This is a genomic window from Neisseria arctica (genome assembly GCF_022870905.1).
Taxonomy (GTDB): domain Bacteria; phylum Pseudomonadota; class Gammaproteobacteria; order Burkholderiales; family Neisseriaceae; genus Neisseria; species Neisseria arctica.
Genome location: NZ_CP091510.1, coordinates 204,609 through 217,186, shown reverse-complemented (window position 1 = coordinate 217,186; position 12,578 = coordinate 204,609). Strand labels below are relative to the sequence as shown.

Sequence of the window (12,578 nt, the reverse complement as noted above, 5' to 3'; positions counted from 1 at the left end):
GATTTTTGAGGAGAATAAATAAATGGAGAAAGCAGCCTATTTATTAAACCAAGGCAAAACATTGGCTGAACAAGGGAAATTGGATAAAGCGATTGCTCTTTGGAGACAAATAAAACGGGAAGATTCGCCTGAACTGTATGCAAAAGCACAGTTTAACCTTGGCATTGCCTTAACACAGAAAGGTGATACGGAGGGAGCGATCACTGCCTACCAAAAGGTTCAGCAGGAGGATTCAAAAGAGGAATATGCCAAAGCACAGGTTAACCTTGGCCTTGCCTTAATACAAAAAGGTGATACGGAGGGAGCGATCACTGCCTACCAAAAGGTTCAGCAGGAGGATTCAAAAGAGGAATATGCCAAAGCACAGCTTAGCCTTGGCCTTGCCTTAATACAAAAAGGTGATACGGAGGGAGCGATCACTGCCTACCAAAAGGTTCGGCAGGAAGATTCAAAAGAAGCATATGCAAAAGCACAGTTTAACCTTGGCATTGCCTTAACACAGAAAAGTGATACGGAGGGAGCGATCACTGCCTACCAAAAGGTTCGGCAGGAGGATTCAAAAGAGGAATATGCCAAAGCACAGCTTAGCCTTGGCATTACCTTAGAACAGAAAGGTGATACGGAGGGAGCGATCACTGCCTACCAAAAGGTTCGGCGGGAAGATTCGCCTGAACTGTATGCAAAAGCACAGTTTAACCTTGGCATTGCCTTAACACAGAAAGGTGATACGGAGGGAGCGATCACTGCCTACCAAAAGGTTCGGCAGGAAGATTCAAAAGAAGCATATGCAAAAGCACAGGTTAACCTTGGCCTTGCCTTAAAGCAGAAAGGTGATACGGAAGGAGCGATCACTGCCTATCAAAAGGTTCGGCAGGAAGATTTTCCAAAACTCTATGCAATAGCACAGTTTAACCTTGGCCTTGTCTTAGAACAGAAAGGTGATACGGAAGGAGCGATCACTACCTACCAAAAGGTTCGGCGGGAAGATTCGCCTGAACTGTATGCAAAAGCACAGGTTAGCCTTGGCCTTGCCTTAATACAGAAAGGTGATACGGAGGGAGAGATCACTGCCTACCAAAAGGTTCGGCAGGAAGATTCAAAAGAAGCATATGCCAAAGCACAGTTTAACCTTGGCATTGCCTTAACACAGAAAGGTGATACGGATGGAGCGATCACTGCCTACCAAAAGGTTCGGCAGGAAGATTCAAAAGAGGAATATTCCAAAGCACAGGTTAACCTTGGCCTTGCCTTAGAACAGAAAGGTGATACGGAAGGAGCGATCACTGCCTACCAAAAGGTTCGGCAGGAAGATTTTCCAGAACTCTATGCAATAGCACAGTTTAACCTTGGCCTTGCCTTAACACAGAAAGGTGATGCAGATAGAGCAATTCAAGCTCTCGAGAAAAGTAAAAATCTGTTTTATTATGAAGCTAAAGCTATGATTCAGGTGTTGGATTCCAAACTTACTGATCCTGCAAAAAGTCATTTTAAAAATATTTTAGATTTTATTCGCAAGCTATTAGGCCTTTTACAAATTAAAGGGGAAGCCACATCAGAAGAATCAAAAGTCGCACACTATACACGCCCCGGTATTGCATGGAATGTGCTTAATAATTTGGATAATGCCAAACCCTCCCATTTCCGTTTAAATACGATTAAAAATGTTAATGATCCGATGGAGGGTTTGGTTTTCTATCAATATTTGCGCAATCAAGACTGTATTAATACGGAAATCTACCAACAGCTGGATAACTTTCAAGAGAGCGTGTTTATCAGCTGCTTTACCTTTAATCACGACAGCCTCAACCAGTTTCGTTTGTATGGTAAAGAACAAGGGCTTGAGGCTTCCGGGGTGAGCTTAGTGCTTAAGCAAACTTTCTTTGATAAAGATAGTAATGTAAACAGGGTGAAATTCATTGCCTCTCAAGCAACCAATACATCCATCTTAAACACAATACCTCTACAGGAAAATAATGAAGATAAGCCGGCTAAAAAAAATACTTCTTCATATCTTCCCAAGCAGGCTTTGTATCGCTGCATATATCTAGAGCCGGAAAGCGGATACCTAGCCCTTGCCCACCGAGATAAAGTAACTTTTTATCGCGAGCATTATTCAAACTCTGATACTTCGGAAAAATCCACTAAGGCTTGGCAAGACTATCAAGAAAAAATACAAGAGATGGAGAAGCAGGTTGGAGATTTGCTGAAGGAAATTAAAGAGGAAGTGAAAGCCTTACAAGATGAGGCAGATATCAAAGATAAACCATCAAATCTGCAAAAAGCCACAGAAATTCTGGCATTTATTTTGCAGCCGATGCAGTATCTGATTAAGCATTCGGCTTTTGAAGAAGAGCAAGAGTGCCGTATGATTTATATCACTTCGTTATCCGATGATAAAATCCGCATCAATTGGGAAAACAGCCAAATGTACGTTGAATATGAACCGGATGTGAAAACGCATCTGGATAAAATGTATCTTTCTCCCGGTGCGCGCAACCATGAAGATTTTTTCCGCAAGATACTGGAAGATAAAGCGAAAGTATGTATTTCACATAATCCGTTTCGCGGTAAGGCATAGCCGCATATGCGAAGAATCAGAATAACATCAGAATAACATTGGAAAAGAGATTAATTGCGCTATCCGTTAACCTCTTAAGTTAGTACGGTATTCTGCAAGATTGCCCATCAGGCTTTCCAAAATTATTTTCATACCATATTGCCAATCATTTCACCTATTTTCTATTTTAAAAAGGAGAAACACGATGTCTGCACCCTATTTACCGAAAATTCTGGCTGTCTGCATCAGCGCTGCGTTGCTTGGCGCTCCTGCATTGGCTGCCCCGCCGCTTACTGTTGCCTCCGAGCAGCCCTCGAAAGTTACCCGCGACAATACCAACGCTTGGCTGGAAATCGATACTGCCGCTTATGGGCGTAATCTCGAAGCCATGAAAAAACACCTCAACGGCAAAGCAAAAATCTGCGCTATTTTAAAAGCCGACGCTTACGGCAACGGCATTGATTTGCTGATGCCCGAAATCATCAAACACGATATCCCCTGCATCGGCATCGCCAGCAACGAAGAAGCACGGGTTGCGCGTGCGCACGGTTACCAAGGCGTGATCGCACGGGTACGCACGGCTTCTTTGGGTGAAATCAAAGACGGCCTGCAATATGATATGGAAGAGCTGTTCGGCAATTTAAACCAAGCGCAAGCCGCAGACCGGTTGGCGGCACAAGCGGGTAAGAAACTGCGTTTCCATCTGTCGCTAAACTCGGCGGGCATGGACCGTAACGGCTTGGATATGTCGTCTGCCGCCGGCAAAAAAGAAGCCGTAGCCATCACGAAACTGCCGAACCTGCAAATCACCGGCATCATGACGCATTTTCCGGTAGAGGATAAAGACGATGTGAAAAAAGGCTTGAAGGTTTTCGACCGCGATTGGAAATGGTTGGTACGGCATGCCAAACTCGACCGTAAAAAATTAACCATTCACGCCGCCAATTCGTTTGTATCTTTGGAAGTGCCAGAGGGCTGGTACGATATGGTGCGCCCGGGGGGCATTTTGTTTGGCGAACCGGTATACGAGCGGCCGGAGTATGAATATATTATGTCGTTCAAAACCAAAGTCGGCAGCGTCAACTCATATCCCAAAGGCAGCACGGTAGGCTACGACCGCACCTTCACCCTAACACGCGATTCACGTCTGGCCAACCTGCCCTTCGGCTATTCAGACGGCTACCGCCGCGTATTCACCAACAAAGGCCATGTGTTGATCCGCGGCCATAAAGTGCCGGTAGTCGGCAAAGTATCTATGAATACGACGATGGTTGATGTAACCGATTTTCCCGATATCCAAGCGGATGACGAAGTGGTGATTTTCGGCAAACAAGGCAACGCGGAAATCACGCAAAGCGAAGTAGAGGAAATCAACGACGCCCTGTTGGCTGATTTATACACCGTATGGGGCAACTCCAACCCCAAACTGCCCAAACCCGCCGAACAGTAAGCCTTGGTGATTTTTAGAAACAATATCGACATAGCGGAGCTGCCGAGAAATCGGCAACAGGCCGTCTGAAAAAAATGAACGAAACCGAAACCCATCCCTTACCCCCCTTTCTGCCTGCTCATGCCAAATTGCTGATGCTCGGCTCGTTTCCGCCGCCGCGTACGCGCTGGAAAATGGATTTTTATTATCCGAACTTCCAAAACGATATGTGGCGGATTTTCGGCTTGGTATTTTTTGCAGACAAAGATTATTTCGTCGAAGCAGGCGGCAAGGCTTTTAAAGAGGCACTGATTCGGGATTTTCTCATTGAAAAAGGCATTGCCATCAGCGATACGGGCTATCGGGTACGGCGTTTGCAGGGCAATGCGGCGGATAAGTTTTTACAGATTGTCGAACCTGTGGATTTGGCGGCGTTATTGACTGCCATACCACAATGCAAGGCGGTGATGACAACCGGCGATTTGGCAACCGAAACGCTGCTGACAATGATGCCGCCTGAAACGGCTAAGCCTGTTATAGGTCAATGCTCGGAAACGGTATTTGCCGGGCGTGCATTGCAGTTATTCCGTTTGCCCTCTTCTTCGCGAGCCTATCCTTTGCCTTTGGTGAAAAAAGCCGAAGCGTATGCAGCATTTTTTAGAGCTGTGGGTTTGCTGTAAATTTCCCGGTATATTTTCAAACCGTGCCATTAGAATTGGTTTGGTTAACCAACTTCTCATTGAAAATGCCGTCTGAAAAGTTTTCAGACGGCATTTTTTCATCATTGCTGTGCAATACAGATATTACACGCCGCGCAATAATTCGTTTACGCTGGTTTTAGCACGGGTTTGCGCGTCTACTTTTTTCACAATCACGGCGCAATACAAGCTGTGGCTGCCGTCTTTGCTGGGCAAGCTGCCGGATACCACTACCGAACCTGCCGGTACGCGGCCATAGTGGATTTCACCGGTTTCACGGTCGTAAATTTTAGTAGATTGGCCAATGTATACGCCCATAGAAATCACGCTGCCTTCTTCAACGATCACACCTTCCACGATTTCCGAACGCGCACCGATAAAGCAGTTGTCTTCGATGATGGTGGGGGAAGCCTGCAACGGTTCCAATACACCGCCGATACCCACGCCGCCGCTAAGGTGTACGTTTTTACCGATTTGGGCGCAAGAACCTACGGTAGCCCAAGTATCAACCATCGTGCCTTCGTCTACGTAGGCACCAATATTCACATATGAAGGCATCAATACAACGTTTTTGGCTACGAAGCTGCCGCGACGGGCAACTGCACCGGGTACGGCACGGAAACCGGCGGCTTTAAACTCTTCTTCGTTCCAATCGGCAAACTTAGTCGGCACTTTATCGAAATATTTGTTTACGCCGTCGTTTTGGACTTCGTTGTCTTGGATACGGAAAGAAAGCAATACGGCTTTTTTCGCCCATTCGTTCACAACCCATTGGCCGTCTTTTTTCTCGGCCACACGCAACGCGCCCGAATCAAGCTGACGCAGGGTTTCCAATACGGCTTCTTTGACTTCGGCGCTAACGCTGGCCGGAGTGATATCGGCGCGGTTTTCAAACGCGGTTTCGATAATATTTTGTAATGACATAAATCTTCCTTGGAAATGAGATTAATCAAAAGCACAATGTGCTTGTTTTTAAATCGTATTATTGAGCGGCTAAATAGCCGCCGGGTAAAATTTTTCCACTTAACCGATGTTGGAAAATATGGTCTCGGTAAGCAGTGGACGCTGTAACGGCTGCACGGTCAGCTGCTGCAATGCCGTCTGAAAATATTCGAAGCCGACGTTTTCAGAACCGAACCGTGCCAAATGCTCGGTATCCATTTGGCAATCAATCATTTTTACACCGCATTGCGCCAAATAAGGTACGGCTCGGGCAAAAGCTATTTTACTGGCATCGGAAACAGCGGCAAACATAGACTCACCGAAAAACACGCTGCCGATTTGTACGCCATATAGTCCGCCTGCCAATTTCAAACAGCCTTCCCCATCAGGATACCAGCATTCGAAAGAATGGGCGTGTCCGATACGGTGCAACTCCTCATAAGCCTGACGCATCCGACGGGTAATCCAAGTACCGTTTTGCCCCGGCCTGGACGCGGCGGCACAAGCGGCAACCACTTCGGCAAACGCACGGTTAACAGTAACCGCATAAGGCTTGTTACGCAGTGTTTTAGCCAATGAACGGCCGATATGCAGTTTATCAGGATAAAGCACGGTACGCGGTGCCAACGCCCACCAGCAAATCGGTTCGCCCTCTGAAAACCACGGGAAAATACCTTGCGGATAAGCCGTCAGCAGCCATTCGGGGCGCAAACTTCCGCCCACCGCCACCAAACCCTCTCTCCGTGCCACTGCCTCCGCCGCATCGGGAAAGAACGGTATGCCGGGATCCAACACAGGAATATCCATAGTTTCCAATCGGGCCTTACCAATATATTTTCAGACGGCCTGAACCGTTCCGCCCGGGCCGTCTGAAACATTTGCACAATACAGGCTCAGCGTTTGTCTTTTTTCTGACACTCGCTGCATACGCCGTACATATACAGCGCATGATCAACAATGCGGTAACCATTTTCTTCTGCGATTTTATCTTGCAGTTTTTCGATTTCGTCGTTGTGGAATTCGGTAACCTTACCGCATTTTACGCAAACGATATGATCATGGTGACCGCCGGCATTCAATTCATATACCGCTTTGCCAGTTTCGAAGTGATGGCGCAGCAAAATACCGGCCTGTTCGAATTGGGTCAGTACGCGGTAGATAGTCGCCACACCGATTTCAATGCCTTCGTCCAACAAAATACGGTAAACGTCTTCGGCACTCAAATGCTCTTCGGCATGCTGCTCGAACAAATCCAAAATCTTCAAACGCGGGCCGGTCACTTTCAGGCCACTGTCTTTTAATTGAGCGATATTGCTGTCCATAATGGTTTCCATACCCGTGTAGTGTAATTGTCGTTATAATACGCATTTTTAGCAGCTTTGCCCACTATCAGATGATAAAGGTTTTCAATTGTCGAACTTTTCGATACGCGCTAACCTAAAACCTCATCTACCGCATGAAAGGTAACATCGTGAACAAACCCTTATGCCTAGCTTTGGCGGCCCTTCTCGGCCTGGCTGCCTGCTCCGTTGAGCGTGTTTCCAACTTCCCCTCTTACAAGCTGCAAGTCGTGCAAGGAAACCAGCTTGATCCGCGCGCGGTGGTTTCCCTGCAACCGGGTATGAGCCGCGACCAAGTGCAACTACTGCTCGGTACCCCGCTGCTGCGCGATCCGTTTCATGCCGACCGTTGGGACTACACTTACAACACCGCACGTAATGGTGTTTTGGAAGAACAGCGTACCCTTACACTCTTTTTCACCGACGACCGATTGACCCGTGCCGAAGGTAATGCCATCGAATATGCCATCGAGCAGTTAAAAACCGAAACTGCCTCCGAGGCCAATCCGTAAACAGGAATTTTTATGACTCAGTTGAAAATCGCCATTGCCGGCGCGAACGGTCGTATGGGCCGCGTATTGATTGAAGCCGTCAGCAAACATCCCGATACCGTATTGAGCGGTGCACTCGAACATACCGCCTCCGAAGCCCTCGGCCTTGATGCAGGCTACGCTATAGGCATTAAAACCGGCGTTGCCATCAGCAGCGATGTTGATGCCGTTTTGGCCGTAAGCGACGTATTAATCGACTTCACCCGTCCCGAGCCTACACTCGGCCATCTGCAAAAATGTGTGCAACACGGTGTGAAGATGATTATCGGCACCACCGGCTTCGATGATGCGGGCAAAGCTGCGATTGCAGCGGCGGCGGAAAAAACCGCCATTGTATTTGCTGCCAATTTCAGCGTGGGCGTCAACCTGACTTTCCACGTACTCGACACTGTCGCCCGCGTACTCAACGAAGGTTACGACATTGAAATCATTGAAGGCCACCACCGCCATAAAGTCGACGCCCCCAGCGGTACCGCTCTGCGAATGGGAGAAGTGATTGCCGCTGCGCTAGGCCGTAATTTGAAAGAATGCGCCGTTTATGGCCGCGAAGGCCATACCGGCCCTCGTGACCCATCGACCATCGGCTTTGCCACCGTGCGCGCAGGCGATATTGTCGGCGACCATACGGCATTGTTCGCTACCGACGGCGAGCGGGTAGAAATTACCCACAAAGCCAGCAGCCGCATGACTTTTGCCTCCGGCGCGGTACGCGCAGCGGTTTGGCTGCGAGCCCACGATAAAGGCTTGTTTGATATGCAAGACGTTTTAGGGCTGAAAAACAGTTAAGCTTGCTATGGATATGCATCATGAAAAGCCGTCTGAAACTTTCAGACGGCTTTTTTGCGGCTAAAAACCCACGGGAGTTTGGGCACTACCGGTTAATATCCCAAAATCCGCCAGACCGCAGCCAAACAGATTATTCCGACCGCTTCTATACTTCACCGGCCAACACGGCGCCATTTTACTCAAAATACGGTTTTACAATCTTTCAACACCAAGTATCCGTTTTATGCGGCCAACCGTTTATCAGCTTTTCTAATACAATCTACGAATCAATTAAGGCCGTCTGAAACTTTCAGACGGCCTTATCTTCTCAAAGGGCGGCATTTTAATTTTCAGGCAGTTCCGCCGAGCCCATACGCCGTAAAATAATATTAGTCCGGTTGCGTAATGTGCGGTCGCGCGGGTTTTCCGCATAATACAAAGGCCGCGGCACACGCGCCGCCAATTGGGCCGCCTGCTGTTTGGTCAATCCCGCGGCAGGCTTCTTAAAGAAATACTGTGAAGCGGCTTCCGCTCCGAACACACCCGGCCCCCATTCGATCATATTCAGATACAGTGCGAAAATGCGGTCTTTATCCGTTGTCGCCTCCAGCATGGCCGTAATCGCAGCCTCTTCCACTTTACGTATATAACTGCGGCTGTCATTCAAAAAAAGATTTTTCGAGAGCTGCTGGCTGATGGTCGAACCGCCGGCCCTAACCTGCCCGCTGCGCTGGTTACGCTTTATCGCATTTCGGATCCCGCTCCAATCAAAGCCGCCGTGTTCGGCAAACTTGGCATCTTCAGAAGCAATCAAGGCTTTTTTCAAATTAGTGGAAATATCGTCATAGGCCACCCAACGGTAATCCAAAGCCACTTGTTTCCCTGCCTGACGATACTCACTCATACGCATCGTCATGAAAGAGCTGGCCTGCGGCGCAACTGCCCGATATGTAATGATGTTGCCATAAACATAGGCATTAAACAGGATCACCGCCGCAAAAGGCAGTGCCAACAACCATTTCAACATCCCCTTCAACCTTTCCGCATATATTCTTTAACCACATCGGCATCCGGGGCAAAGTCTCGCCATAGCTCATAGGCCGCTGCAGCCTGGCCAACCAACATACCCAATCCATCAGCTGTTTGGCGGGCACCACTGGCACGGGCAAATTCGAGAAACGCCTCTGCCGCCGCACCGTAAACCATATCATAAGCCAAGGTACAAGCGGCAAACACACGCCCGTCTATTTCGGGTAGTTGCCCGCTCAAACCGCCTGAAGTGCCGTTTACCACGATATCAAAATAAGCATGGGGTAAATCGGCTAAGCCTGAAGATGTCACACCAAACTGCCGTGCCAAATTATCCGCCTTAGCCGCAGTACGGTTGGCAATCACAATTTCCTCCGGTTTTTTCTCCAATATAGGCTGAATCACGCCGCGTACCGCACCACCTGCACCCAATATCAAAATCTTTTTACCGGCCAAATCCACACCGCAGCCGTGCACGATATCATTCACCAAACCTATGCCGTCCGTATTATCACCGCGAAACCGCCCGCCGCCCAACGGAATCAACGTATTTACCGCCCCCGCCGCCCGGGCACGCTCGGAAAGCTCATCCACCCAGTGATAAGCATCGGTTTTAAAAGGCACTGTTACATTTGCCCCCAAACCTCCTGCTGCAAAAAAAGCTTCCACTGCCTCTGCAAAACCGCTTTCATCAGCCCAAATACGCTCGTATTCGATTTCCACCCCTTCTTGCAAAGCAAAACGGGCATGAATCTGCGGTGATTTACTATGGGCAATCGGATTGCCGAAAACAGCATAACGAGGCTTATGGTTCGCCATTAATTTTCTCTCTTTAATGAATATCGGCAAGGAGGCTGACCAAGTTAGCCTACCAGAGCACGTTAAAAAATTTGCCGCACTAATTTGGTCGTTACATTATTTTTGAATAAAACTGCCGCATGGAAAGCGGTTTGATTTTATCACTATCCTTTCGTGTAGTTTAACTAAATCCAACGAAAATCACTCCGCGTAATACAATAAAAATTTTTGAATAAATTGTTGACAATTTTTCTAGTGGAATTTATATTTCTTTTAAACATTTGAATGACGGCGGCTTCGGAGAAAAAGGCCGTCTGAAATACAAAAACCGCTTAAATGAAGTTTAATTACAAAAACCTCACGGCGGTATGTTTTACATAATCTCTGTGCCTCTAACGACATGCTTGTGGCACAATAGCGGTATGCAACAGCCTTTTTATCGTAATACTTCCCAACAATCAGGAGCAAAACCATGTCTGTAAAAGATGTTGTCAAACTGATCGAGGAAAACGAAGTCCGCTTCGTCGACCTGCGCTTCACCGACACTAAAGGCAAACAACAACACGTTTCCGTACCCGCCCGCATCGTACTGGAAGATCCGGAAGAATGGTTCGAAAACGGCCAAGCCTTCGACGGCTCTTCTATCGCCGGTTGGAAAGGCATCCAAGCATCAGACATGGTTTTAAAGCCCGATGCCGATACCGCCTATATCGACCCCTTCTATGATGATGCCACCATTGTCATTACTTGCGATGTGATTGATCCCGCAAACGGCCAAGGCTATGACCGCGACCCCCGTTCTATCGCCAAACGCGCCGAAGCCTACCTGAAATCTTCAGGCTTGGGCGACACCGCATTCTTCGGCCCTGAGCCCGAGTTCTTCGTATTCGACGGCATCGAGTGGGAAACCTCTATGCAAGGCACCCGCTATAAAATCCATTCCGAAGAAGCGGCTTGGTCAAGCGGCACTTCTTACGACGGCCAAAATACCGGCCACCGCCCGACAGTAAAAGGCGGCTACTTCCCGGTTGCCCCCGTAGATTCAGGGCAAGACCTGCGCTCTGCCTGCGTAAACATTCTCGAAGAAATCGGTATTCCTGTCGAAGTACACCACCACGAAGTGGCGACTGCCGGCCAAATGGAAATCGGCACCAAGTTCAGCACGCTCACCAAGCGCGCCGACTGGACTCAAGACATGAAATACGTTATCCACAACGTAGCACATAATTTCGGCAAAACAGCCACCTTCATGCCCAAACCGATTATGGGCGACAACGGCTCAGGTATGCACGTTCACCAATCAATCTGGAAAGACGGCAAAAACCTGTTTGCGGGCGACGGTTATGCCGGCCTGTCCGAAATGGCACTCTATTACATCGGCGGCATTATCAAGCATGCCAAAGCTCTGAATGCCATTACCAATCCTTCCACCAACTCGTACAAACGTTTGGTTCCTCATTTCGAAGCACCGACCAAGCTGGCTTACTCGGCCAAAAACCGCTCGGCTTCCATCCGCATTCCGCACGTTGCCAGCAGCAAAGCCCGTCGTATCGAAGCACGCTTCCCCGATCCGATGGCCAACCCCTATCTGTGCTTTGCCGCCCTGTTGATGGCCGGTTTAGACGGCATCCAAAACAAAATCCATCCGGGCGATCCTGCTGATAAAAACCTTTATGACCTGCCGCCTGAAGAAGATGCATTGGTGCCGACCGTATGCGCTTCTTTAGAAGAAGCGCTGGCCGCCCTGAAGGCAGACCATGAGTTCCTGACTCGCGGCGGTGTATTCAGCCAAGATTGGATTGACAGCTACATCGCCTTCAAAGAAGAAGATGTGAAACGTATCCGCATGGCACCTCATCCGCTCGAATTCGAAATGTATTATTCTCTGTAATCTAAAGCGGTATAAAAAAACCGGGCGTACACCGCCCGGTTTTTTTGTTATTCAAATATTTTTTATCTCAAAATTGTAATCTTCATTTTTTGCCGACAAGCCGTCTGAAAACTTTCAGACGGCTTGTTAGAATATTTATGCCGTATAAAGGTATTTTCTGATACGACATCAAATGGTTTAAGCAAATCTTTCTCGCAACAATAAGGTTGAATACTTAAATATGCCGTCTGAAAAGTTAGGAGTATACTTCCAGCCAGAAGCTTTATTTCTATCCTCTACCACATAAATAAAAGGCAAAAAAAATAACCGCTTTTAAAAAGCGGTTTATTTGGTGGCCAGAGGCGGGATCGAACCGCCGACACACGGATTTTCAATCCGTTGCTCTACCAACTGAGCTATCTGGCCTTGTCTCTCTGAGAGATGCGTATTAAAACAGAATTTCCCGCCATCCGCAAGCTTTTATCTAAAAAAAAAGCAAACTAAAATTCTAAACGGCTATTTTTTATAAAAATAATTTCACGCTCATTCATTATATACAGACAGGCAATTCAAGTAAAAACCGTGCGGACAGTCAATTC

The 12,578-nt window shown here is 47.9% G+C and carries 11 protein-coding genes and 1 tRNA gene; 6 read left to right on the top strand and 6 right to left on the bottom strand.

The genetic code is table 11. The features are described from left to right. The first annotated feature begins 22 nt into the window (after positions 1 to 22). The 3 genes from LVJ86_RS00965 (at position 23) to LVJ86_RS00955 (ending at position 4,666) form a co-directional block, all read left to right on the top strand. Complete coding sequence (locus tag LVJ86_RS00965) at positions 23 to 2,578, top strand: tetratricopeptide repeat protein (RefSeq protein ID WP_244702582.1); 2,556 nt, start codon at positions 23 to 25, stop codon at positions 2,576 to 2,578. Positions 2,579 to 2,762: 184 nt separating this feature from the next. Continuing rightward, positions 2,763 to 4,007: an alanine racemase gene (gene alr / locus LVJ86_RS00960; RefSeq protein WP_047761730.1), complete on the top strand. Its 1,245-nt coding sequence runs from the start codon at positions 2,763 to 2,765 to the stop codon at positions 4,005 to 4,007. A gap of 74 nt (positions 4,008 to 4,081) precedes the next feature. Next, positions 4,082 to 4,666, top strand: coding sequence for a uracil-DNA glycosylase family protein (locus tag LVJ86_RS00955; protein ID WP_047761731.1), 585 nt, complete (start codon positions 4,082 to 4,084; stop codon positions 4,664 to 4,666). A 123-nt stretch (positions 4,667 to 4,789) separates the two neighbouring features. Here LVJ86_RS00955 and dapD read toward each other — a convergent pair whose 3' ends face one another. The 3 genes from dapD to fur form a co-directional block, all read right to left on the bottom strand. Further along, complete coding sequence (gene dapD / locus LVJ86_RS00950) at positions 4,790 to 5,608, bottom strand: 2,3,4,5-tetrahydropyridine-2,6-dicarboxylate N-succinyltransferase (protein WP_047761732.1); 819 nt, start codon at positions 5,606 to 5,608, stop codon at positions 4,790 to 4,792. 99 nt (positions 5,609 to 5,707) lie between these two features. After that, a complete protein-coding gene (gene aat / locus LVJ86_RS00945; protein ID WP_047761733.1) occupies positions 5,708 to 6,433 on the bottom strand; it encodes a leucyl/phenylalanyl-tRNA--protein transferase in 726 nt (241 codons plus the stop codon). Between the two features lie 86 nt (positions 6,434 to 6,519). Beyond that, positions 6,520 to 6,948 (bottom strand): ferric iron uptake transcriptional regulator, encoded by a 429-nt coding sequence (fur, locus tag LVJ86_RS00940; RefSeq protein ID WP_082131271.1) that lies wholly within the window; start codon positions 6,946 to 6,948, stop codon positions 6,520 to 6,522. 149 nt (positions 6,949 to 7,097) lie between these two features. On the opposite strand from fur, the gene LVJ86_RS00935 reads away from it, so the two are divergent. Next, entirely contained in the window at positions 7,098 to 7,478 is a 381-nt protein-coding gene (locus tag LVJ86_RS00935; RefSeq protein ID WP_047761764.1) for an outer membrane protein assembly factor BamE, read from the top strand. Positions 7,479 to 7,490: 12 nt separating this feature from the next. Then, positions 7,491 to 8,303, top strand: a complete 813-nt coding sequence (dapB, locus tag LVJ86_RS00930; RefSeq protein WP_047761735.1) for a 4-hydroxy-tetrahydrodipicolinate reductase — start codon at positions 7,491 to 7,493, stop codon at positions 8,301 to 8,303. A 322-nt stretch (positions 8,304 to 8,625) separates the two neighbouring features. Here the strand turns inward: dapB and mtgA are convergent, their stop codons facing one another. Together mtgA and aroE are read right to left on the bottom strand one after the other, a co-directional pair. Then, positions 8,626 to 9,309, bottom strand: a complete 684-nt coding sequence (gene mtgA / locus LVJ86_RS00925; RefSeq protein ID WP_047761737.1) for a monofunctional biosynthetic peptidoglycan transglycosylase — start codon at positions 9,307 to 9,309, stop codon at positions 8,626 to 8,628. 5 nt (positions 9,310 to 9,314) lie between these two features. Then, a complete protein-coding gene (aroE, locus tag LVJ86_RS00920; protein WP_047761738.1) occupies positions 9,315 to 10,130 on the bottom strand; it encodes a shikimate dehydrogenase in 816 nt (271 codons plus the stop codon). 451 nt (positions 10,131 to 10,581) lie between these two features. Between aroE and glnA the strand changes: the two genes are divergently transcribed. Continuing rightward, on the top strand, positions 10,582 to 12,000 hold the full coding sequence (gene glnA / locus LVJ86_RS00915; protein WP_047761739.1) for a type I glutamate--ammonia ligase: 1,419 nt from the start codon (positions 10,582 to 10,584) through the stop codon (positions 11,998 to 12,000). Positions 12,001 to 12,329: 329 nt separating this feature from the next. Here glnA and LVJ86_RS00910 read toward each other — a convergent pair. Then, a tRNA-Phe gene (locus LVJ86_RS00910) sits at positions 12,330 to 12,405 on the bottom strand. Between the last annotated feature and the right edge of the window lie 173 nt (positions 12,406 to 12,578).

What these genes read in the sequence shown, in the direction of transcription:
- LVJ86_RS00965 (WP_244702582.1), top strand. Translation starts at nt 23, where the DNA reads ATGGAGAAAGCAGCCTATTTATTAAACCAAGGCAAAACATTGGCTGAA.
- alr (WP_047761730.1), top strand. Translation starts at nt 2,763, where the DNA reads ATGTCTGCACCCTATTTACCGAAAATTCTGGCTGTCTGCATCAGCGCT.
- LVJ86_RS00955 (WP_047761731.1), top strand. Translation starts at nt 4,082, where the DNA reads ATGAACGAAACCGAAACCCATCCCTTACCCCCCTTTCTGCCTGCTCAT.
- dapD (WP_047761732.1), bottom strand. Translation starts at nt 5,608, where the DNA reads ATGTCATTACAAAATATTATCGAAACCGCGTTTGAAAACCGCGCCGAT.
- aat (WP_047761733.1), bottom strand. Translation starts at nt 6,433, where the DNA reads ATGGATATTCCTGTGTTGGATCCCGGCATACCGTTCTTTCCCGATGCG.
- fur (WP_082131271.1), bottom strand. Translation starts at nt 6,948, where the DNA reads ATGGACAGCAATATCGCTCAATTAAAAGACAGTGGCCTGAAAGTGACC.
- dapB (WP_047761735.1), top strand. Translation starts at nt 7,491, where the DNA reads ATGACTCAGTTGAAAATCGCCATTGCCGGCGCGAACGGTCGTATGGGC.
- mtgA (WP_047761737.1), bottom strand. Translation starts at nt 9,309, where the DNA reads ATGTTGAAATGGTTGTTGGCACTGCCTTTTGCGGCGGTGATCCTGTTT.
- aroE (WP_047761738.1), bottom strand. Translation starts at nt 10,130, where the DNA reads ATGGCGAACCATAAGCCTCGTTATGCTGTTTTCGGCAATCCGATTGCC.
- glnA (WP_047761739.1), top strand. Translation starts at nt 10,582, where the DNA reads ATGTCTGTAAAAGATGTTGTCAAACTGATCGAGGAAAACGAAGTCCGC.